The sequence below is a fragment of the Synechococcus sp. MIT S1220 genome, from assembly GCF_047303025.1.
Taxonomy (GTDB): domain Bacteria; phylum Cyanobacteriota; class Cyanobacteriia; order PCC-6307; family Cyanobiaceae; genus Parasynechococcus.
Genome location: NZ_CP138939.1, coordinates 555,909 through 577,523 on the forward strand (window position 1 = coordinate 555,909; position 21,615 = coordinate 577,523).

Here is a 21,615-nt window from a genome sequence, read left to right on the forward strand (position 1 = left end):
GCATGAAAAAGCCCCCGCAGTGGCGGGGGCGGGATCCGTTCGTTCCTCATCGATGAAGCCCTTGTGCGCCGAGTGGTTCAGGCCTCCACCGTCACGGAGACACTGGTGTGTTCCACGGCTTTTCCTGCCACGATTTCGAGAATGCCATCCCGGTAGAGGGCCTTCACTTGCTGGCGATTCAGGCTGTGGGGGAAGCGGAAGCTGCGGCTCCAGGTGCCGCTGCGGAATTCGCTGAGCAGTGGGGCTTGGTTGCTTTCGCTGTTGCTTGCCGGGCGCTCGGCAGAGATCGCCAGATTGCGATCGGTCGCTTTCACGTCGATGGACTTTCGGTCGACGCCGGGCAATTCGAGCCGAACGGTGTAATTCTCATCAGTCTCGACGATTTCGGCATGGGGCACTCGCTCAGCAGTGGCAAGTTGTTGTTCGAGGCGTTCGAACACATCAAAGGGTGATTGACGCAGAGTCAGCATGATTGTTGATCCGTAGAGTGAACATCTGCGGACTGGTTTGATCGCCCGCCGTCACAATCTGCGCCCTGTGAATTGGATTTAGAAGGGTGAGAACCGTCCGTTGTTGATCGGTCTGCCTCACCAGGTTCGGCGGCTACGAATTAAAAGGTGTATCAACCGAATCGTGACTGATCTGTAAATTCACCGCCGTTATTTTTCGAACATCAAGGGCTTTTGGACACGTGTTTTATGAATGGTCTTTTGCTGACGAGATCGTCTGAGTCATCGTGATCTGATGTTTTGCCGCAGGATCGTAGAAACGTGATCAGATCCACCACCAGTCGCTGAAGCTCGCAGCCAGACCCAGCACCTGTTCGCGGTTGTCGCTGATCGACCAAACGCGAGCGTTGTTGATCATGAATCGCTTCTCTCTGCGGCTGATGCGGATGCCGCTGTATCCACTGATTGCCTTGATGGCGAGCGCTTGAGTGAGGGCGGACTCGCGATCACCGCGTTCTGATGCAGGCGCAGTGAGTCTGGACGGCAGGCCGATCAGCTTGTTCCAGGTCGTTTGCCAGAGCAGCAGGGCACTGGCGTTGGCGTAACTCAGTTGCGGATCAGCTTCGATCCCATGGGCCAGTACAGGGAATCCACAGGAGAACAGCTCCTGGCACCGCATCCGTTCTGAGGCTCCATGTCGTCTGGATGCGATTAGAGGACGACCAAAGGCCCGCTCGTGGGAGTGCAGGATCAGGGTGGTCAGTCCTTGCTTCTCTGCACTCAGCCAGGGGGCTTCGGACATCTCGACCACGGCCAGGTTGACCTCAGTGGCCTGCTTTCATGGCCTGGAGCATGGCGCGCTGGGCCGTCGCCTGGCCGTGACTGCGCAGATTTCTCAAAAATAGTTCCCGTGCGTCTGGAAATCGCGGTTCCTCCGCTAGCGGCAGTTCTCCGGCGGCATCCAGGCCCGTGTCGCCATCCATCGCCGGGGTGATCACCACAAGATCGCCATCCAGGTTGCGGTTGTATCGCCACCACAGAGATGGTTCCTGCACCGCGGGATGGGGTGGTAATGGAGTGGTCTCCTCCGAGCTCTTGGTATCGCCAGAGGCTTCTGATTGTTCCGCGAGTTCCGCCAGGGCTTTGCGGCGGTATTCAGCGAGGTCTTCCAGCAGCTTGGCCCGGGTGCGACCACGGAGCTGAAACAACACAAAGGGATCTTCGCTGAAACGATCCCCCATCAGGAAATACACCGCACTGATGTGTTTGCACGGATTGGCCTTGTCCGGGCAGTTGCATTCGCTGCGCACCTCCTGAAGCTTGAAGGGGAACAGTCGCTTGCCACTGGCGGCGAAGGCGCGTTCGATGTCTGCCGGCATGATCCCGGCCAGCAATTGGGCCGACCATCGTGCCTTCTGGGCCAGGGCCTCCAGCACATATCCCCAGTCTTCATCGTTGAGGACATCAAGCCATAACTTCACTTTGTAGGGGTCTTCACCGGTGCCCTGAACGCGGGCATGAACCCGCCGGCCTTCGAAGCGGATCGAGGTCACATTGCCCTCCCGGGCGTATCCCCAGGCCCGCTCAAGCCGTTTCTTGAAGCGGTAGCCGTTGATCAGCTCCATCCATTGCTCAACCCACCAGGGTTGCTGCCCCAGGCCGTCATCGCCGATGGCCGTGATGCCTTGGCTATTGCTGTTGCTGATGGTCATGGTCAGGTGTCTTCGAGGGAGACAAGATCACGCAATTGATCACCGCCGAGGCTGCCGAGCCAGTCCTCTCCGGAACCAATTACATCCTCAGCCAGGCGGGACTTCTCCATAATCATCCGATCGATCTTCTCCTCCACCGAACCACCGGTGATGAACTTGTGCACCATCACCCGGTTGGTCTGCCCGATCCGGTAGGCCCGGTCGGTGGCCTGGTTCTCCACAGCAGGGTTCCACCAGCGGTCCACATGGAACACGTGGCTAGCACGGGTGAGGTTGAGGCCGACACCACCGGCCTTGAGTGAAAGAAGGAAGAGCTGCGGGCCGCGAGGATCCTCCTGGAAACGATCCACCATGGCCTGGCGCTCACTCTTCCTCGTCCCGCCATGGAGGAAGGGGACCTCCGCCTTCCAACGCTGCTGCATCCAGGCCTGGAGCAGGTGGCCCCATTCGGCGAACTGGGTAAACAGCAGAGCCCTATCGCCCGCCTCAATCACTTCGTCGAGGATCTCTTCAAGCCGCTGCAACTTGGCAGAACGGGTCAGGAAGCCATCTCCCACGGCGCCTTCGTCCAGAGCAAGCGCCGGGTGGTTGCAGATCTGCTTGAGCTTGGTGAGCAGCGCCAGCACCTGACCATGCTTCTGGCCGCGTGGAGCCCTCGCAATGGCATCCAGCGTGTCTTCCACCGTTTTGCTGTAAAGCGATTTTTGCTCCTTGCTGAGCCCAACCCATTCGCTCAGCTCGACCTTCTCCGGGAGGTCGGAAATGATCGCCTTGTCGGTTTTGAGTCGGCGAAGAATGAAGGGCCCGACGCGTGACTTCAGGTCTCGCAGCGACGCCATATCTCCGTACCGCTCGATCGGCATCCGATACCGCTGGCGGAAGAAGTCCTCTTCTCCGAGCACTTTTGGATTGAGGAAATCCATCAGAGCCCAAAGCTCGCTGACCCGGTTCTCCACCGGAGTGCCGGTTAGAGCGATGCGGAAGCGGTTGCTCTTGCTGCGGCTGGTGCGCGCCAGGTCACGGGCGGCCTGGCTCTGCTTGGCGCCAGGGTTTTTGATCGCCTGGGCTTCATCGATCACAACCCCCTGCCAATCCTGGCTTTCCAGCAATTCGCTGTCCCGCTGCAACAGCCCGTAACTCGTGAGTACCAGATCAACATCCTGCAGTGCTTTTTTGAGGGCAGTAGGGGTGGAAGGGCGGCGGGGGCCGTAATGCTCCCTTACAGAAAGCTCGGGCGTGAAGGCCTCTGCTTCGCGGTGCCAGTTCGTCAGCACCGAGGTGGGCGCCACCAGCAGGACTGGGCGCTTCAGTTCCTGTTCCGCCTTGAGATGTTGCAAGAAGGCGAGCAGTTGGATCGTTTTGCCCAGGCCCATGTCGTCCGCGAGACAGGCGCCCTGGTCGAAACGATGCAAGAAGGCCAACCAGCCGAGGCCCCGTTCCTGATAGGGCCGAAGTTGGCCGCAGAAGCCGTCAGGTGCGGGGAGGGGATCCGGGGCTTTCTGCTGGTGGTATTGCTCAAGAACCCCCTGAAGCCTTGGACCAGCATCGAATTGATGCACTGGGAGGCGCATCAGCAGATCGCCTTCCGCAGCTGTGATCCGGAGGGCATCATCAAGACTCAGCTCGGGATTGGCACTGCAGAAGCGCTCTGCATTTTTGAGATCGTTGGGGCGCAATTCGATCCAGGCACCCTTGTGGCGCACCAGCGGGCTGCGCTTGCCGCTGAGCCGCTCCAGCTCCCGCAGCGTCAGGGTCACTCCCCCGATCATTAGATCCCAGCTCCAGTCGAGACTTTCGCCGAGGGTGAAACCGCTGGATCGCTCCGGCAGTTCCGCTTTGATCGCCAGGCCAAGGCGACTGGCCAAGCCACCCGACAGGCTGGGGGGAAGTTCCACGCCGACGCCGGCATCGCGGAGTTGCTGGGTGGCGGTCCGCACCAGAACGAACGCTTCAGCAGGTGTGAGCTGCATCGTTTCCGGGGTGGCGCTTTCCAGTCCACGCTCGATCGGTGCAAACACCGTCAGGGCCCGCCCCAAACCCTCCAGCAACACCTCACCGGGCTGTTCAACTTTCACCTCTCCCAGTTGCAGTGTTTCAGCGCCGGAGGCCCAGGCTGCCGCTGCCGGTAGTTTCAGGCTTGGATCGGCTTCGGCTTGCAGGGCGAAGCGCAGTTCCCAGAGGTCTTCACCTTCCGCTGGCGTGAGCAGTTCCAGGCAGGTGCGGGCGGCGGCAAACCCGCCTGAGATCCCTTGCCGCCAGTGAAGGCTGGCGGCGGCAAGACGTTCGGCATCCTCCTCGCCCAACTCAATGACACCCGACTCGGATCCGAGAGCGTCCTGCCAGGTGCTCAGCAGGGGGTCAAGGCCGTCTTGGGATGGCTGAAAGTTCTGCCTTAGTAGGGCGTCGACGAGATCCTCCAGCAGGGTTGCCACCCGGAGCCGGCCGCTGCGCGGGCGGCAGCAGGCCACGGGATTGGCGGCCCGCATTGCCTCCGGCCGCAACCGGGTCATGCGGTTGCTGCGGCGCCCCATGGGCTCTCGCCAGGGAAGGGCACAGGTGGCGACCAACGGCAAGCTGGCCGCGAGATCTTCGAGGCGCCGGCGATCCTCTTCTCGGTTCAGCAACGGCACCCAGCGGGCTCTGTGGGGGTAGCCGTCGCCCTTGCTCAGTTCCACCTGCGGGATCCAGCGTCCCCTGGCAACAAGACTGAGTGCCCACCGCTGCAGATGGCTCCACCAGCGGAGCTCGTCCGCCAGATCAGGATGGCCGTCGGAGAGCGGCAGGCGCGAGAGCCAGTCGGTGGCAGCTCTCGGTTCGAGGGCAAGGCCCTGGACCTGCCAGGGCCACCATTCGGTCTGCTTTGGAATCGGTTCCCCTGCCTGGAGGGGGAGACCGGTCCAAGCCGGTTCCTCGGCGGGGGGGTCCGTTGGCTTGCTTCGGCTGCGCCGTGGTTTCACCGCGCGGCTCGGCAGGGTGAGGCAGGCCGTCGCATGGATACTGCCGTTTGGTAGGAGATCCTGTTCACCAAGCCAAGCCGAGAGATCATCGCTGCTCAGGCTGAAGGGGTGCAGGGCCGGAGTCAGCCCAGGCCCCTGAGGAGTCGCCACGCGCCAGGTGTCAGCCCAAATCAACAGCGCCGGCTGTCCGGAACTGTTGTCGGTGCGGATGGCTGGAAGCCAGGTGGCGTGCAGCAGGCTCATGGCCGCGACGCGGGCAGGAAGCGATGGGTGCCGTGGAGGAGGAGAGCACTGCCGATCAACGGCAGCCAACCCTGTAGGAGTTCAACCCCCACCAATCCCAGGCTATCGAGCTGCCACTTGTCAAGTGTTAGGGGCATTCCCAGGCTGCGTACTCCGCAGATTGCCCCCACAAGCCCGGCCTGTAGATGGCTGTCGTCGGGATCCGCCCGGTGCAGGTGGAAGGCGAGCAGTCCATAAAAGAGTCCACATCCCCCAGAGCGGATCACGGCTTCCAGCCCCCAGCCGAGACTGATCAGCCCAGCGCTGATGCCGGCCAGTAGGGCCCATCCGATCGATTTCAGGCGTAACTGGGCACGAATGTCGGAATCGCTTGGAGAAACGGCCAAAGCTGCCGGCGGCTCAGGGGCGATCATGAAGCTGGATCATCTCTCCCTTCCATGGCCGCCGCCGCATCGTCGTCATCTGCAGCGTCTGCACCCCGCAGCGGTGAAGAGATCCGGGAGGCGTTCCTGCGGTTTTTTGCAGAGCGTGGGCATCAGCGAATGCCTAGCGCGTCACTGATTCCGGAGGATCCAACGGTGTTGCTCACCATCGCTGGGATGTTGCCGTTCAAACCGGTTTTCCTGGGTCAGCAGGAGCGACCGGCGCCGCGGGCAACCAGCTCCCAGAAGTGCATTCGAACGAACGACATCGAGAACGTGGGTCGCACAGCACGCCATCACACGTTCTTCGAGATGCTCGGCAACTTTTCCTTCGGGGATTACTTCAAGCAGCAGGCGATCGAGTGGGCTTGGGAGCTCAGCACAGAAGTCTTCGGCATTGATCCGAGCAATCTTGTGGTGAGCGTGTTCCGCGAAGACGACGAAGCCGAACAGATCTGGCGTGATGTGGTGGGGGTCAATCCCAAGCGGATCATTCGCATGGATGAGGCCGACAACTTCTGGGCCTCAGGCCCGACCGGCCCCTGTGGACCCTGTTCGGAGATCTATTACGACTTCAAGCCCGAACTGGGGAATGAGGGCATCGATCTGGAGGACGAAGACCGTTTCATCGAGTTCTACAACCTGGTGTTCATGCAATACAACCGCGACGCACAGGGGAGCCTGTCGCCGCTGGCGAACCGCAACATCGACACCGGCATGGGCCTAGAGCGGATGGCGCAGATCCTGCAGAAGGTTCCAAACAACTACGAAACCGATTTGATCTTTCCGCTGATCAAAGCTGCTGGAGATCTGGCGGGGGTCGACTATCACCAGCTCGATGCCAAAGGAAAGACGTCGTTGAAGGTGATCGGCGATCACAGCCGAGCCGTCACTCAGTTGATCTGCGATGGCGTTATCGCCAGCAATCTGGGGCGTGGTTACATCCTGCGCCGCCTGCTACGTCGGGTGGTGCGCCATGGACGCCTGCTGGGAATCAACAGGCCCTTTTTGGTGACGATGGGCGAGGCGGCGATCACGTTGCTTCAGGGTGCCTACCCCAGCGTTGTCGAGCGCCAGGAGGTGATCCTCGCAGAACTGCAGCGGGAGGAAGCCCGATTCCTGGAAACTCTTGAGCGGGGCGAAAAGTTGCTCTCGGAGCTGCTGGCGTCCAAGCCAATGCAGATCAGTGGTGTCCAGGCCTTTGAGCTGTACGACACCTATGGCTTCCCGCTGGAGCTCACCCAGGAAATTGCTGAGGAACAAGGCTTGGCTGTCGATCTCGACGGTTTCGAGGTGGCTATGGAAGAGCAGCGCCAGCGGGCAAAGGCCGCGGCGGTGAGCATCGATCTCACCCTCCAGGATGCGATCGAGCAGGTGGCCTCTGATCAGGCGGCGACTGCCTTCAAGGGTTACGAAGCCCTGGAGCACGCCAGCTGTGTCCAGGCGTTGGTGGTGAACGGTGAGCCTGCATCCCACGCTGTTGCAGGAGATGCTGTCCAGATCGTGCTCGACACCACCCCGTTCTATGGGGAGGGGGGTGGTCAAGTGGGTGATCGCGGTGTGTTGTCAGGTGGTGATGTGATCGTCACTGTTGATGCCGTCAGCCGGATGCGTGATGTTTTCGTCCATGACGGACGCATCGAACGGGGCCAACTGGCCGTGGGTGATCGCGTCAATGCCCAGGTGGATCGCACCTGTCGCAGGCGGGCCCAGGCCAATCACACGGCGACTCATCTGCTGCAGGCAGCGTTGAAGCAGGTGGTGGATCCAGGCATCGGTCAGGCCGGATCCTTGGTCGATTTCGATCGCTTGCGATTCGACTTTCATTGCCCCCAAGCCGTCAGCGCCGATCAGTTGGTGCAGATCGAAACCCTGATCAACGGCTGGATCGCCGAAGCCCATGACCTTGAGGTGCAAGAGATGGCGATTGACCAGGCCAAGGCTGCGGGGGCGGTGGCGATGTTCGGAGAGAAATATGCGGATGTGGTGCGCGTCGTTGACGTGCCAGGCGTGTCGATGGAGCTCTGCGGCGGCACCCATGTGGCGAATACCGCTGAGATTGGCCTGTTCAAAATCGTTGCTGAAAGCGGTGTTGCTGCGGGCATTCGGCGCATCGAAGCGGTCGCCGGTGCCTCTGTTTTGGCCTACTTGAATGAGCGTGATGCGGTGGTGAAGCAGCTAGGTGATCGCTTCAAGGCTCAGCCGGGCGAGATCGTGGAACGTGTCGCGGCCCTTCAGGCGGAGCTCAAAAGCATGGGCAAAGCTCTGTTGGCAGCGCAGGCCGAACTGGCGGTGGCGAAATCAGCGGCCCTGGTGTCCAAAGCCGTTGCGGCCGGGTCATGCCAGCTCTTGGTGGAGCGGCTCGATGGCATGGATGGGGCCGGCCTGCAGGGTGCCGCTCAGAGCCTTGCCGATCAGCTGGGTGATGGAGCGGCTGTGGTGCTCGGTGGTCTGCCCAATCCCGAGGACCTCGGCAAGGTGATCCTTGTCGCGGCTTTCGGCAAGCAGGTGATTGCCGCGAAACTGCAGGCGGGCAAATTCATCGGCGGCATTGCCAAATTGTGCGGGGGAGGGGGAGGAGGCCGTCCAAATCTCGCTCAGGCTGGTGGTCGAGACGGTGCCGCTCTCGATGGGGCGCTGGCTCAAGCTCGAGAGGATTTGAGCCAAACACTGGCAGCGATATCAGGCTGAGGGCGGACAGCTCGAAAGGAACAAGGCTGTTCCAATATTTATCTTTTAATTGTGCCATTCTAAGTGTTCAAAATGTCGGCCTTGATTGATGTCAGGTGACAGCAGTAGTGAATTCTTCTTTGCTTCAAGAGCATCTTTGCTATTCACGAGCTTGGTGGTGCAGGATCGCCAACGATGCTTCTCTCATAAGTTAAATCCACGCGATTAATGCCATGCCGGATGAACTCGCAAGCTGTTGATTGAGCGAGGCAATCTAGTGAATTGATTTTTTGATATTTTGGAGTGAGCGATGGGCTGGTGTGATCCATTGAATCGAAAAATTGTGATGATTAAAATCAGGATTTTTTGGATATCTGCAAATGTCTGGTTTTGATTTTGCCTGAAGTGCTGAGTCGATTTTGATCATTCATTCGTCTGAATCATGCGTTGTTGAATGATGGACGTGGCTTTGGCAGGTTCTGCTCGGTGTTCATCCAGCCTCTCTCAGCTGTCAGGCCACTTGGGCTTGTCCAGTCCTTTGCTTTGGGGGGTTGATCTGGATGTGGTGGATCGAATGAAGTTCAGTTGTTTTTCATCAATGCGGGACCTGTTTTGCGACATTGGTTCAAGCTATGGCACCAGGATGATTTTTGAGTTTCATTGTTTTTGGGAACTCCCTTCACAGCCCGGCTAACATTGGTTATCTAAGAACTGATTCCAGGCGAGATATGCCAGCACTGTCCGCTGAACAGCTGCATGAGATACCTCTTTTTACATCGCTCAATCCAGAGCAACTTGAGTTAATCCTTCACCGACATCGTGAAACGTCCCATCAGGCTGATCAGGTTCTGGTGATGGAACAGGATTGGGGCGAGTCGGTGTTCCTGATGATGTCCGGCCTCGCCAAGGTGCGGACTTATACGGCTGATGGTGATGAAGTCGTGATGTCTTTGCTTGGGCAGGGCGATGTGTTTGGGGAGATGGTGGCTCTAGAGGGCTCGGTGCGTTCAGCCGATGTTGTTACCTTGACTCCTGTTGAGTTGGTCAAGCTTCGTGTTCAGCCATTTTCCAGCCTTCTCAGGCAACAGGCTGGATTCGCCTTGGCCTTGGCCTCTTTGGAGACATCAAGATTGCGTGATTTGAATCGTCGCTTCGCGTTGCAGTCTGCGGATGCAACGTCACGATTGTTGGATGCTTTGGCTTATTTGGCTCGTAAAAGTTCCCATGATCAAGATCCACTCGCCCGAATTCCTTGCCTTGCACAACGTGAAATCGGTTTGCTGGCAGGGCTGGCCCGGGAAACAGCTTCGCGGACTTTAAGCAAGCTCCGCACCAGAGGTACTGTTGTTGAAGAGGATGGAACTCTGATGATTGTTGATTTGCAAGCCTTGATCAAGAGAGGGTTAGTTGATCCAGCAGAAATGAAAAAATAGAACTTTTTCAAAATTTATTGCTGTTAAGTTTGGTTCATTCTTCATCTTCATATAGAAATATTTGCCTCATGAGGCTAACAATTGTGCTTTTCTTCCTGCTCGTTGATGATGCGAGTGTGGTTCTATCGGAAGGCTGTTGTCGTGTTTCGATTAATGCACCGATCTCTTCGAGCAACGCAGGCTCTTCTTTCAAGAGAGGCGATAAAGAGCTTCGTTTGATTTCTAGTAATGTGCTGGCTTCGATGCAACGCACGGTTGCTGATCTCGGTTCTCCTGTATAGAACGACATTTCCCCTACCATGGAGACCGGGCTCAACGTGTTGAGTAATCGTTGATCTGACTGTCTCCCTTTAATGGCCTGCAAAGATCCTTTCAATAAGATGTAGAGACTTCCCCCTTCACTTCCTTCCTCAATAATTGTTTCTCCATTGCCGAATTCCCGTAATGTTGAGGTGATGACGAGTTGTTCGAGTTTCTCGTAGCTAAAATGTTCGAAGTAGCTGAGATTGCCAAGTGTTGAAATGAGTGCAACTGTCGATTCATTGATATCCTCGTTGATTGTGTTATGGGCGTTTTTTCTAACGATGACTTCCGTAATCGGATAAGGAATTCCATGCCCTTCTCGCTGCAGCGTGTACCAAATATGTTCAAGAATTTCACTGCGCAGGCTAATCCTTTGGAAAGGACTGCTTTGCCACATATAGATTTTATAGATAACAGCGCTCTCTCCAAAGTGATCAATCCGAACAACAGGTTTCGGTTCTTGCAGGATTTTTGAATGCTTGAGAAGAACAGACGTTAAAACAGCCATCGCCTGATGTGGTGGTAGTGAATAGTCGAGGCCGATGGTTAAGACCTGGCCGACGGGTCTATTGCGTCGAACCCGTTTCAGCCCAACGTTGCATAGTTGACTGTTGGGAATGACCACCATTTCGCCAGTCACAGTGAGTAAACGTGTTGTCATCAGGCGTAATGATTTAATTTCGCCACAAACTTCATTGACTGAGACCCAGTCTCCTTCTTCGAACGGACAATCCAGTTCAAGGGAGAGTCCTGCAAAGAGATTTTTTAGGGTTTCTTGAGCTGCCAGGCCGATCACAGCTGTTAACACAGCTGATGTTGCGGCCAGGCTGACAAGGTTAATCGAAAAGTAATGTTGAAAAATAATAATGGTGATGATTGTCGAAGCCACCAGGAAGATCAAATCCCTTGCTATTTTCGCGATAGGCTTAAAAAGTTTTAAATCTACTGGGAGTTGAAGGAATGCCCAGACCATTAGTCGAGTGACTGCTAGAGAGACAATTAATTCGTCTGCTGCTTTCAGAGCTGATTCAAAGACGATGAAGCTGTTGGGTAAAATATTGTTCCGTCCCGCCATCAAGATGTTGAAGAGCGTTGTTAGCAGAACAGCGATAAATGGTAGTCGTGATGGTGGTGGTGTGAATGAGTGTTGTCTGCAGAATTTTCCCAGCAGCAAAAGAACCGCAACGACCACGATGCCGATTGCAAGCTCAACGAAAATCGATATCATGATTTCAACGGGATCGTGGGCTTTCTGTTTTAGATAGTTTAGATAGTCTTTTGGTTCACGTCTTTCGCGTTTGATTGTGCAAGCTTAAATTTGTTGGAAGTACGAATGGCGTTTAATCGCTGATTGCCGTGGCTCAGATAAATCTTTAATCTGGTGTAACTGCCTTTTTCCGCGACGTCCGAGGTCTTGCTGATTCGTGATGCGTCAACCAAGATGATGGAGCCCGATCGGCTGCAGGAGATGGCGGGGCCGGGGGGGCTTGGATGTTGCATCCATTGATTCCTGTCACCGATGCGCTTGATCTTTTGATCTTGCTCTTGCTTGGTCATTTTCTGGGTGACTATCCCCTGCAGGGAGACAAGATGGCCGTGGAAAAGTGTCCTGGTTGCGACAAGACCATGAATTGGCGATGGTGGCTCCTGGCGCATTCCGCGACGCATGGATTTATAGTGGCCTGCCTAACCGGCATCCCGTCGATCGGTTTGGCTGAAGTGGGCGCGCATGCCGTGATTGATTACGGCAAATGCAAGCTTCGTTATTCCTTGTTGGTGGACCAGGCGTTGCATTGGCTGTGCAAAGTGTGTTGGGTGCTTTGGATTGCCTTGTGGTTCCCAGGCCTTTCTGCATAGATGGTTGGGATGGAATTGAGTTCCAGGCGATTGAATCTCTCCATCAGTCCAGCTTTGCAATGGGGAGTTTGATGTCTGCCTGAGTCACTTTTTGATGATCTTTTGTCTCGCCATTGTTGAACTTGCCCGCTCGCTCTGGATTGATTTTGCATCCTCCCAGCAATCTGCTCGGCTCTCTGGATGTTGATCAGCAAGTTGTTTGCCAAACTATTGATAGGCACGCTGTTCTGTCGTATGCAATTCACGCCGTTGCTAACCATGGTTTTTAGGCGAAGCGTGCTGCTTGCCGCCGTTGTGTTGTTTCTGCCGCTGGCATCCGCGCAGCAGAATCAACGCAATGTGTTTCCCGGACGCCGGGTCGGTGGGGGCACCCGTGGTGAATGCAGTGCGCGTGTGTTGGCGCACCTGGTTCCCGAAACCAGTGTTTTTTCTCCTGCTCCGACGGGTGATCTGGCCCTGGTTCGTGGTCCTTCCGCCCAGCCCGTGCCCTTGGCTGTGACCTTCCGAGCGCAGCGCGGTGAAGCGGAGGAGGACCTTCGGCGTATGCCGGCGCGTCCAGCAGGAATCACCTTGCTCCGCGTTCCACCGATTCGGGAGGCCATGGTCTGGGAGTCTGCTTTTGCATGCGAAAGCGATGACAGCACAACAGCTGATGACTTGTCGTTTGTGGAAACAGCGTCTCCACCTGCCTTGAGTTTGCTTGTTGCTGTGTCCGAACCCGGGGACCTTCCCGTTCAGCAGGCCCTGGCTGGACTTCGGCAGCAATGTGGTGCTTCGGTTCCCACTGCTGAGACTCTGGCCAGTTTCGGATTAGCGGATCTCGCTACGGCTCAATGGCCGAAGCATTTGCCGGTGGATTGTCCAGATTCAGCTCGCTGACGTCCAGCCCCTGGTCCCGTCCTTTGATCGGGACCGATCCCCATGCCGTCAAGTCGAGGTTCTTGAGAAAGTCTGGTTCCAGCAGGTCTTGCGTGTCTTTGGAGAACAACACGCGCACAACACCATGATGCCTTTGTTTGTTGATGCTCTCCAGTCGTGAAGCACAGTTGACGGTGTCACCGATGACGGCATATTCGATTCGCTCAGAACTGCCCATGGATCCAACCAATACTTCGCCTGAATGAATGCCTACACGCATGCGCATCGCAGGTGCACCATTGAGTTGGAATGTTGCATTCAGATCCTGGAGTCCAGTGTTGATTTCAATCGCGGCTTCGATTGCCGCACGAGCGTCACCCCTTGGATTTTGTTTAAGGGGAACACCGAAGACGGCAAGCATTCCGTCACCCGTGAATTTATTCACCATTCCGCCCCGTCTTGTGACTGCTGGGATGCAGATTGCCATTCCCTGATTCAGCCAGTTCATCAGCTCACTTGGACTCAATTGTTCTGAAACACTGGTAAATGATGCTGTGTCTGTGAACAGAACCGTAACTGGTAGCAGTTGTCCTTCAAAACGTCCGTTGCTTAACAAGGACTCGCGTTGATTCCAGAGTTGTTGCGCAACTGCTGGTGAGGTGGTTTGTCCTAAAAGTCGGCGGATCTGTTGTGTGTGGTGTTGATTGAGTACACCCCGCCGGATCCATGCTGACCCTCCCATGCTCAGTAGCCCTGTGATCGGTAATGCCATTCCGACCCAGCGGTGATTCAAGAGCAGAACCAGCAAGCCTCCACTTAGAGCCAGCGTCAGCAGGCTCACGATGAACACACTCCTGCGCAATGACGGGATGGCCTCCCCACAGATCAGCCCGACGGATGCACAGATCAGCACAAGCAGCACATTGCCCCATCCCGGCATGATCCAACCGATGTTCAACGTGTTGTTGTGATGGTCCAGCAATGTCGCGATGCGGTTGGCATGGATCTCGACACCACTGATCTGAAAGGGTTCGGCGCCATGACGAAAGCGGCTGTGTGGCACTTCGAACAAATCTCGAAGCGATGGTGCGGCACTGCCGATCAGCACGATCTGGTTCTTGATGGCCTCGTCAGGGATGTCTCCGCTGAGGAGTTGGTTCAGTGAAAAACTTGCGTAGCTCCCTGGTTCCCGAAACAGCAACAGGCGTTGCCAGCCCAACCCCGCATCCACGGCACCGTGATAACCACCGCCATTGGCGCTGACCCAGGCATCCCTGTGACGCCCCTGTTCCAGGTCCTCTCGGATTCGCGTTGATCCTGTGGCAACTTCGATCACGCGCATCGGGAACGTCACCGTCGCCTCGTCCTGGCCGCCCACATGCACCAAATCCCGGCGAAGAATACCGTCACCATCGAGGCTGAGATCGTTGTAGGACTGCCGGTGAGCTGGCGTTCCAGGGACTGCACCAATGTCGGCAGCGGCGTTGAAGATCGAAATCAGGCGTGGTTGTTTGCTGAATCGATCTCGTAAACATTGCTGATTGGGGCCTACACCCTTGTCGCGATAAATATCGAAGCCGATCGCCCTGGCGCCATGGGTGTTGAGGGTGTCGATCGCCTGGCAGAACAAGCCATCTTCAATGGGCCACCCGTACTTTTTGATGTCACGTTCCTGAATTTGGATCAGGGTGATCGGGGTCATCTCGCCAGATTCTGCTGAGCGTTGACTGGTGACCAGGTCATAGAGGAACAGGTCGATCATCTGGGCCAGTCCAGTGCTTCGTAGAAGGACCAGAACAAATGCTGCAAGAAGTGCTGGTCCGATCCGCTGGGTCAATTGTGTGAACTGTTTCATTCTTCCAGCGAAGCGATCACTCTGGTCATTCAATTTGCAAGCAATCTAGATCGATTTAGAGGCCAGGTCTTAAGACTGTCAATTTGTCATCCTGAGCGCATCGACGGCTTCAGCTTCTCTTGTTCTGATGGTGTACTGAGTACTTGATCCATCAATCTTGCTCACTCAGAGTGAGATTAAAAATCAACGGGTTGTCTCGACATTGTTCAGGCATGAAAATTGGTGGACCGAATCAATTTGTCTGGTTGGATTGATCCTGGATTTAGGTGATCTGCAAGCGATCTTATAAGTATCTTCTGGGTGACGATGAAACTGAACAATCTGATCGGGTGCTTGCCGATTATTGCCAGGATTGTGACGACGGATTTTATTATCGAGATCCGATGATGATTGAAGTGATTAGGATCTTCAAGGGGCTGAGATTATTTTTCCAGATAGGTGGTTTGGCCCAGGCTCAGGCGGAGGTGGTCCATCAACAGTCGTGCATCGGAAATGCTGAGAGAGTCACTTTGAATGGCTCGTTCTGAGACCTTCCTGAGCCTTTCGAGCAGCAGCTCTGGGTCATGTTCCATCATCTTCAGCACATCAGCGTTGGTGTCGCCGCGGAGAACGTGATCGAGTTCGTAGTCGTTGCCCCGATCACTCAGCCTGATGTGGACGGCGTTGGTGCTACCGAAAAGGTTGTGCAGATTGCCCATCACTTCCTGATATGCGCCACCAAGAAACATCCCAATTCGGTACGGCTCGTTAGGGTCAAGTGTGTGAAGTTCTAGAAGCGATTTTGTCTGTCCGCCATCGATGAAACGTGCAAGTTTGCCGTCAGAATCGCAGGTGAGATCAGCAAAATGACCGAGTTGCGTTGGCCGTTCTTCCAGTCGATGGATCGGCATCAACGGGAAGAGCTGATCGATGGCCCAGGTGTCGGGAGCGGAGCGGAAGACGGAGAGATTGGCGTAGTAAGTGCAGGCCAGTGCCCGTTGAAGGCCGCGTAGATCGTCGTGGACAATCTCGTCATCCGGTAGACGCTGACTGATCTCTTTGGCGCAGGTCCAGGTGAGCTGCTCGGCCAAGGCACGCTGGCTGAGACGGATATAGCCCAGGCGGAAGGCTGCCAGAGCATCATCTTTGAATTTGATTGCATCGTTCCAGGCCTCCTGCATCAGGCTGGTATCGGGGCTCTCGAGGTTGCGGACCCGCTCAAGGGTTTCGCGGAGATTGCGGACTGGTAGCGGTTCGTCCGTTTCCTCGTCAGGCTCCTCACCTGGAGTGCCGCTGCACCCGAGCACGTTGAACACCAGCACGGAAAAATGGCTGGCGATGGCTCGGCCGCTTTCACTCACGAGGGTGGGTACCGGCACCCCATGGGGGTGGCAGCACTCTCGAACTGTGGCGACAACATCGTTCGCATAGTTTTGGAGGGAGTAGTTGGTGGAGGCGGCACTGGCAGTGCGGCTGCCGTCGTAGTCGATTCCGAGTCCGCCACCAACATCCAAAAAGCCCATGGGCGCCCCGAGTTGGGTGAGCTCCACGTAGATCTGCCCAGCTTCCTGGAGCGCATCCTTGAGGACAGCGATGTCGTTGATTTGGCTGCCGATATGGAAGTGCAGTAGCCGAAGGTCTTCGAGCAGGTCTGCCTGCTCGAGCGCACGCACGGTCTGCAGCATTTCAGACAAGGACAGACCGAATTTGGCCCGATCGCCAACGGAGCTGCCCCACCGCCCCGTGCTGCGGCTCGACAGCTTGGCGCGGACACCAATGAATGGCGAGGCGCCAAGGTCTTTGCTGGCCGCGATGATCCGTTCCACCTCGTCGGCCTGTTCGATCACGACGACTGGCTTGTGTCCAAGTCGTCTGGCGAGGATGGCCGTCTCGATATAGCGCCGGTCCTTGTAGCCGTTGCAGATGAGCAGCGCATCTGGGTTCTGCGTCAGGGAGAGCGCGATCAGCAGTTCCGCTTTGCTTCCCGCTTCAAGGCCGAAGTTCCAACGGTTGCCCCGTTCAACCAGGTGCTCCACCACATGCCGCTGCTGGTTGCACTTGATTGGAAAAACACCTTGATATCTTCCGCCGTAGTCGTAGTGCGCGATAGCGCGATCGAAGGCGGCATGCAGTCGCTCGAGCCGGTCTTCGAGGATGTCGTCGAAACGGATCAGCAGCGGGGGATGCAGATCCCGTGCTTCCAGGCCTTTCAGCAGGTCCACCAGATCCAGTGAGCCACCCCGGTCACCCCGTGGTTGCACCACGACATGCCCGCGGGAGTTGATCGAGAAATAGGGCTCCCCCCAGCGATCAAGCCCATAGAGCTCAGCACTGCGGGAGACGGACCATGACCGTTCCGTTCCGGTCAGCACCATGGCTCAGGCGGACAAACAAACGAAAGATAGGGTTTTGTGTGCTGGTCGTGCTTGCCAAGAGGGCGGGCCAGCGTTGACGATGACGGCGCTTTTCCGTAAAAAGACCCATGGCTGAACGCACTTTTGTTGCCATCAAGCCCGATGGCGTCCAGCGTGGGCTGGTGGGAGAGATCCTCGGTCGCTTTGAACGCAAGGGTTTCAAGTTGGTTGGTCTGAAGCAGATCACCCCCAGCCGAGAACTGGCTGAGCAGCATTACGGTGTGCACAAGGAGCGTCCTTTCTTCGCAGGTCTGGTGGAGTTCATCACGTCCGGTCCTGTGGTGGCGATGGTCTGGGAGGGCGATGGTGTGATTGCCAGTGCTCGCAAACTGATCGGCGCAACCAAGCCACTGGAATCAGAACCCGGCACCATTCGCGGTGATCTTGCGATCAACATCGGTCGCAATGTGATCCATGGCTCTGATGCGCAGGAAACAGCTTCCTTTGAAATCGGCCTTTGGTTTGACGCCTCTGAACTGAATGATTGGACTCCCTCTGATCAGACCTGGCGCACTGAAGATTGAGTTCAGCGACGAATTCGGTGACACCCTTGGGTTGAGTGTTGCCGGATTCTCTTGAGCAAAGCGCTTCTGGTTGGTTCCTGCCTTTTGGTGTCCACTGTGGTGTTGTCACCACTGGGCAGGGCCACATCTGAACCAACGGTGGTGGAGGTCCCCAAGGGTCCTGCCTTTGTGAAGCCTCCATCGGAGTCTGAGATCAAGGCGCGCAAAGGCCTAACGCTGAAACAGGATTCCCTGCTCCGCACCACCAAGCCAGGTCGGATGCAGGTCAAGCTCAGCGATGGTCGGGAGTTCCGCATGGGTGGCAATGCCTTGCTGCGCCTGAAGCCCAGGTCTGTTCAGCTCCTGAAAGGATCGATCATCGGCTGGATCAAGCCTGGATTGAAGCGGAATCAACCATTTACCATCCAGACACGCCTGGCAACAGCCTCGATCCAGGGCACCACAGTGTTCATCGAACTCACCGATGACCTCTTCAAGGTGTTCAGTTGGGAGGGCCGTGTCTTGGTCACAACAAGCTCTGGCGATCAGTTCCGTTTGGAGAGTGGCCAACAGCTTCTGCTTGACTTGACCCAGCCTGTGCGTTCGGTCTCGGGTGATCGCTTCGGCGACGACGACTATGGCGATGGTGGGTATGGGGCCAATGACGCTGGCGACTTGGATTCAGCTGTCGAGACCTTTGAGTGGTCGTCTCCCCAGCGGATCAGTGAGGCCGAGGTGCGCCAACGCATGCAGAACAGTCAGCTGATCAACGGTTTTTCAACACCCCTCGACACCCTGCCGGAGATTGAGCGTGAGCTGGGAGTTCCAGCAGCGGGCTCTTCGCAGCGTCCGTCACCGCCGTGAACCGGATCATCATTCCCTTGCTCTGGCGGCTGGGAATCCTGCTGCCGTTGCTGTTGCTTCCCTGGCTCAGCGGGCTGGATTCACTCAGCCGCCAGCTGCTGTTCCAGCTGCGCGGTCCACGCCCGATTGCCGAATCCCTGACGCTCCTGGCGATCGATGAAGCCTCTGTGGATCCGGAGCTGTCTGAATTCGGTCGCTGGCCATGGCCGCGCGCTTTGCAGGCGGAGTTGGTGGCCAGGGTGCTGGAACTGGGGGCGCAGCGAGTTGTCTTCAATATCGTCCATTCCGGCATCAGCCCGTATGGCATCGAGGATGACGAGGCCTTTCTGCGTCGGCTCAAGCCCTGGCTCGATCGGGTTGTATTTACTGCCCATCTGGTGGAGCAGAAGCGTGATGGGATGGAGGAGGTTCAACTCCGACAGACCTCGATTCCGGATGTTGCTGTAGGCCTGTCCAATACCGTTCTTAATGAATTTGGTGTGGTGAAGGCCATTCCAGGCCTGCGCATCCTTCGCGAACGGCTGGCGGATTTTCCACCGCCGTACCCAGCTCCACTGGCCCATCTCGCCGCCGGAATCAACGCTGCTGATGGCATCTACGGCATTGATTTTCTTGGACCCGCCGGCCAGCTTCCATTAGTGACGCCACAGGACATCGACAATCTGGGAGATGGGTTCTGGAGCAACCAGGTTGTCGTGTTTGGAGCAACGGCTCCGACCCTGGGCGATCAGCTGGAAACCCCGTTTGGTCTGGTTAGTGGTTCTGAAGTGCTGGTGGCTGCCATGTCGGGGCTGTTGGAGGGGCGAGGCTTCAGGGAGCCTGAGCCTTTGGTTCTGGGTGGCCTTTTGCTGCTTTGGACGCTCCTTTGCGGTTGGCGGATCGGCGCAGGCAGCGTCGCCCTGATCACCTTTCGGCACAGTTTGATTTTGATCGTTTTGGCGGCGGGAGTCACCGTTGCTGCTTGGAGTTGGGGCTGGTGGCTGCCTGGCACAACGCTCGTTCTGGCACCCTTACTCGGAGGAGGGATCCGCACGCTCGCTCAGTACCGCGTTGAAAACGTTCAGCGCCGTTTTTTGAAATCGGTCTTGTCCAGCCGGATCTCCCCGACGTTGATGCAGGACATGCTGCTGTCCGGGCAGGAGATGTGGACCCAGCTGGGCGGCCGACGGACGCACTGTGTTGTGCTCTTCACCGACCTTGTCGGTTTCACGGCACGCAGCAGTGTGATGGAGCCCGAAGCGCTGTTTCAGCTTCTCAATCGTTATTTCGAGGCGATTGCTGCGCCGGTGCTGGCTGAGCAGGGCCTGCTGGACAAATTCATTGGTGATGCATTGATGGCTGAATTCGGCGTGCCCCAACATCGGGGCGAGCGGGAGGAGGCCCTGGCTGCAGTGCGGGCTGCTCTGGCGATGCAGGACAACCTGTCAGCCTTGAACGTTGATTTGGAGAGGGAGGGGCTGGAGCCACTGCGCCAGGGGATCGGCATCCATGTGGGCGAGGTGATCGCAGGCAATCTGGGCTCCAGCCATCGGTTGGAATACACCGTGATCGGTGCTCCGGTGAATCTCGCCAGTCGGCTGGAATCGCTCACCAGGAATTTCCCTGAACATCCGATCCTGATGAGTGATGCTGTGCGCACCCTGCTCGGCGATGAGGTGCAGGTGGAAAGCTTGGGACGGCATCAGGTGAAGGGCTGGCCTGAGCCGATTGAAGTGTTCGGATTGATCCGTTTGAATCGTCCCTAGGCAGCCCCAGAGGACAAGACCTGAGGGAATTTACCAAGGTGTGCTGATCAAACTGAAACCGGCCCAGTAGTAGGGCGTGCGCTCTGCGATGTTGGCGTTGGTTGCCCGCAGAGCGGCCACCTGCGCTGATTGCAATGCCTGGGCCTTCGTGGAGCTGCTGGGCAGCGCTTGGTAGAAGTTCTTCATCAATGTTGCTGTGGTCTTGTCGTTGATGGACCACAGCGTTCCGATCGCCGATGGGATGCCTGCCTTGAGAGCGAGGCCGGCAAAACCATTGGCAGCGTCTTTGTCTCCCAGGGCTGACTGGCAGGAGCTGAGCACGATCAGATCGGCACCTGATTGCCTCCAGGCAATGGTGTTCAGAGCGTTCAATTTGAGTTTTTGATCCCAGAGTTGGATGTAGGAGGCATCCGCCTTGCCCGGCCTGAACTGGGAATGGGTGCTGATGTGCAGGGTGGAATAGGGCGTTGAAGCAATTTGTTGATTGATTTTGCCCTGGGTGAAGTTGTTGTTTTCCAGCCGCTTCACAGTCCAGTTGTTTGGACGTTGCGCATTCAGGCTCTGGTTAAGAAGATTCAGTTCCTTAGTTGCGCCTGGGAGAGGAGGAATGGTGCTGTCTTGGAAGGTGCTTGCTCCCATGGCAAGCAGGGTGCCAGATTCAAAAGGCTTGTATGTGGTCTCGATCAGGTTGAAGGCTGGAATCCTGGCCATTGCATAGGATTCGATCAGATATTTATTGTTGTTGGAGAGAGCGGGTAAGGCCAGATCTTTGATTCCATCACCCAAGCAGAAGAGAAGAAGATTGATCCTGGCGTCCTTGAGTTCTTGTTCATAGGGTTTGATGATCCAATCGTAGAGCTGTTGCCCTGTTTCTTGAGTGACTGCCTGATTCAGGCGGAGAATGCTGGTATGAAATCTTTGCGCTGTTTCGAATAACAGAGGATCTGTCACTTCGTAGAAATCTTTGACGATTGGTGTGCCATCAGGCGTGATCAGAACCAGGTGCAGATGGGTTTTGCGGGGGATGACGTAAAGCAGGGCTGAGCCTGTGCCGGTGATAGCGCTCAGACGGCTGAGCTCGGCGGCGGTTTGATCAGCTGTTTTACTCACCGTCGCCAGATCTTCTTTGAAATAATCTTCAAATTCTTTCTCTCTGTCGCGCTCCATTTGCAGCACTTTCTTGGTCAATTCTGGTGATGTTTGGGCGTATCCGGGCGATGCGATCAGCGTGATCCCCCCGTTGATAACGGTCGCGATGATCAATGCTGCGAGGGCGCGATGCATGTTGCGGACGTTTCTCTCTTCAAGAGATAGCTTTAACCGAGCGATTTGGCGCTCTTTGCGATTGTGC

Annotated in this window: 16 protein-coding genes; 7 read left to right on the forward strand and 9 right to left on the reverse strand. The window is 56.6% G+C overall.

Features of this window, described 5'->3' with window-relative positions; all coding sequences use genetic code 11:
* Window positions 1-77: 77 nt before the first annotated feature.
* From SIB64_RS02775 to SIB64_RS02795, 5 genes are all read right to left on the reverse strand, one after another.
* Window positions 78-470, reverse strand: coding sequence for an Hsp20/alpha crystallin family protein (locus SIB64_RS02775; protein ID WP_413441802.1), 393 nt, complete (start codon window positions 468-470; stop codon window positions 78-80).
* Between the two features lie 304 nt (window positions 471-774).
* Window positions 775-1,251, reverse strand: a complete 477-nt coding sequence (locus SIB64_RS02780; protein ID WP_413442847.1) for an MEKHLA domain-containing protein — start codon at window positions 1,249-1,251, stop codon at window positions 775-777.
* A 22-nt stretch (window positions 1,252-1,273) separates the two neighbouring features.
* A complete protein-coding gene (locus SIB64_RS02785; protein ID WP_413441803.1) occupies window positions 1,274-2,161 on the reverse strand; it encodes an SWIM zinc finger family protein in 888 nt (295 codons plus the stop codon).
* Window positions 2,162-2,163: 2 nt separating this feature from the next.
* On the reverse strand, window positions 2,164-5,361 hold the full coding sequence (locus tag SIB64_RS02790) for a DEAD/DEAH box helicase (RefSeq protein ID WP_413441804.1): 3,198 nt from the start codon (window positions 5,359-5,361) through the stop codon (window positions 2,164-2,166).
* Window positions 5,358-5,774, reverse strand: a complete 417-nt coding sequence (locus SIB64_RS02795; RefSeq protein ID WP_413441805.1) for a hypothetical protein — start codon at window positions 5,772-5,774, stop codon at window positions 5,358-5,360. The genes SIB64_RS02790 and SIB64_RS02795 overlap by 4 nt, the downstream gene beginning before the upstream one ends.
* A gap of 24 nt (window positions 5,775-5,798) precedes the next feature.
* On the opposite strand from SIB64_RS02795, the gene alaS reads away from it, so the two are divergent.
* Window positions 5,799-8,474, forward strand: a complete 2,676-nt coding sequence (gene alaS, locus SIB64_RS02800) for an alanine--tRNA ligase (RefSeq protein ID WP_413441806.1) — start codon at window positions 5,799-5,801, stop codon at window positions 8,472-8,474.
* A gap of 707 nt (window positions 8,475-9,181) precedes the next feature.
* Window positions 9,182-9,886 carry a Crp/Fnr family transcriptional regulator gene (locus SIB64_RS02805; protein ID WP_413441807.1) on the forward strand — a complete coding sequence of 235 codons (705 nt, stop codon included), beginning with the start codon at window positions 9,182-9,184 and terminating at the stop codon, window positions 9,884-9,886.
* Between the two features lie 34 nt (window positions 9,887-9,920).
* Here the strand turns inward: SIB64_RS02805 and SIB64_RS02810 are convergent, their stop codons facing one another.
* The gene (locus SIB64_RS02810; RefSeq protein ID WP_413441808.1) at window positions 9,921-11,417 is read right to left on the reverse strand and encodes a cyclic nucleotide-binding domain-containing protein; all 1,497 of its coding nucleotides are present in this window, start codon (window positions 11,415-11,417) and stop codon (window positions 9,921-9,923) included.
* A gap of 263 nt (window positions 11,418-11,680) precedes the next feature.
* Between SIB64_RS02810 and SIB64_RS02815 the strand changes: the two genes are divergently transcribed.
* Both SIB64_RS02815 and SIB64_RS02820 read left to right on the forward strand, forming a co-directional pair.
* A complete protein-coding gene (locus SIB64_RS02815; RefSeq protein WP_413441809.1) occupies window positions 11,681-12,046 on the forward strand; it encodes a DUF3307 domain-containing protein in 366 nt (121 codons plus the stop codon).
* Window positions 12,047-12,304: 258 nt separating this feature from the next.
* Window positions 12,305-12,925, forward strand: coding sequence for a hypothetical protein (locus SIB64_RS02820; RefSeq protein WP_413441810.1), 621 nt, complete (start codon window positions 12,305-12,307; stop codon window positions 12,923-12,925).
* Here the strand turns inward: SIB64_RS02820 and SIB64_RS02825 are convergent.
* Together SIB64_RS02825 and speA are read right to left on the reverse strand one after the other, a co-directional pair.
* Window positions 12,870-14,759: a CHASE2 domain-containing protein gene (locus tag SIB64_RS02825; protein WP_413441811.1), complete on the reverse strand. Its 1,890-nt coding sequence runs from the start codon at window positions 14,757-14,759 to the stop codon at window positions 12,870-12,872. The genes SIB64_RS02820 and SIB64_RS02825 overlap by 56 nt on opposite strands.
* A gap of 422 nt (window positions 14,760-15,181) precedes the next feature.
* Window positions 15,182-17,113, reverse strand: a complete 1,932-nt coding sequence (gene speA, locus SIB64_RS02830; protein ID WP_413441812.1) for a biosynthetic arginine decarboxylase — start codon at window positions 17,111-17,113, stop codon at window positions 15,182-15,184.
* A 107-nt stretch (window positions 17,114-17,220) separates the two neighbouring features.
* On the opposite strand from speA, the gene ndk reads away from it, so the two are divergent.
* From ndk to SIB64_RS02845, 3 genes are read left to right on the forward strand one after another with little or no spacing between them, the layout of a single operon-like run.
* Entirely contained in the window at window positions 17,221-17,676 is a 456-nt protein-coding gene (gene ndk, locus SIB64_RS02835; RefSeq protein ID WP_413441813.1) for a nucleoside-diphosphate kinase, read from the forward strand.
* A gap of 51 nt (window positions 17,677-17,727) precedes the next feature.
* Entirely contained in the window at window positions 17,728-18,519 is a 792-nt protein-coding gene (locus SIB64_RS02840) for a FecR domain-containing protein (protein WP_413441814.1), read from the forward strand.
* Entirely contained in the window at window positions 18,516-20,264 is a 1,749-nt protein-coding gene (locus tag SIB64_RS02845) for a CHASE2 domain-containing protein (protein ID WP_413441815.1), read from the forward strand. Before SIB64_RS02840 ends, SIB64_RS02845 begins: the two co-directional genes overlap by 4 nt.
* Window positions 20,265-20,294: 30 nt before the next feature.
* Here the strand turns inward: SIB64_RS02845 and SIB64_RS02850 are convergent, their stop codons facing one another.
* Complete coding sequence (locus SIB64_RS02850) at window positions 20,295-21,548, reverse strand: CHAT domain-containing protein (protein WP_413441816.1); 1,254 nt, start codon at window positions 21,546-21,548, stop codon at window positions 20,295-20,297.
* Window positions 21,549-21,615 lie beyond the last annotated feature (67 nt).

What these genes read in the sequence shown, in the direction of transcription:
- SIB64_RS02805 (WP_413441807.1), top strand. Translation starts at nt 9,182, where the DNA reads ATGCCAGCACTGTCCGCTGAACAGCTGCATGAGATACCTCTTTTTACA.
- SIB64_RS02820 (WP_413441810.1), top strand. Translation starts at nt 12,305, where the DNA reads ATGGTTTTTAGGCGAAGCGTGCTGCTTGCCGCCGTTGTGTTGTTTCTG.
- SIB64_RS02795 (WP_413441805.1), bottom strand. Translation starts at nt 5,774, where the DNA reads ATGATCGCCCCTGAGCCGCCGGCAGCTTTGGCCGTTTCTCCAAGCGAT.
- SIB64_RS02815 (WP_413441809.1), top strand. Translation starts at nt 11,681, where the DNA reads ATGTTGCATCCATTGATTCCTGTCACCGATGCGCTTGATCTTTTGATC.
- ndk (WP_413441813.1), top strand. Translation starts at nt 17,221, where the DNA reads ATGGCTGAACGCACTTTTGTTGCCATCAAGCCCGATGGCGTCCAGCGT.
- SIB64_RS02810 (WP_413441808.1), bottom strand. Translation starts at nt 11,417, where the DNA reads ATGATATCGATTTTCGTTGAGCTTGCAATCGGCATCGTGGTCGTTGCG.
- SIB64_RS02775 (WP_413441802.1), bottom strand. Translation starts at nt 470, where the DNA reads ATGCTGACTCTGCGTCAATCACCCTTTGATGTGTTCGAACGCCTCGAA.
- alaS (WP_413441806.1), top strand. Translation starts at nt 5,799, where the DNA reads ATGGCCGCCGCCGCATCGTCGTCATCTGCAGCGTCTGCACCCCGCAGC.
- SIB64_RS02825 (WP_413441811.1), bottom strand. Translation starts at nt 14,759, where the DNA reads ATGAAACAGTTCACACAATTGACCCAGCGGATCGGACCAGCACTTCTT.
- SIB64_RS02780 (WP_413442847.1), bottom strand. Translation starts at nt 1,251, where the DNA reads ATGTCCGAAGCCCCCTGGCTGAGTGCAGAGAAGCAAGGACTGACCACC.
- SIB64_RS02850 (WP_413441816.1), bottom strand. Translation starts at nt 21,548, where the DNA reads ATGCATCGCGCCCTCGCAGCATTGATCATCGCGACCGTTATCAACGGG.
- SIB64_RS02785 (WP_413441803.1), bottom strand. Translation starts at nt 2,161, where the DNA reads ATGACCATCAGCAACAGCAATAGCCAAGGCATCACGGCCATCGGCGAT.
- speA (WP_413441812.1), bottom strand. Translation starts at nt 17,113, where the DNA reads ATGGTGCTGACCGGAACGGAACGGTCATGGTCCGTCTCCCGCAGTGCT.
- SIB64_RS02790 (WP_413441804.1), bottom strand. Translation starts at nt 5,361, where the DNA reads ATGAGCCTGCTGCACGCCACCTGGCTTCCAGCCATCCGCACCGACAAC.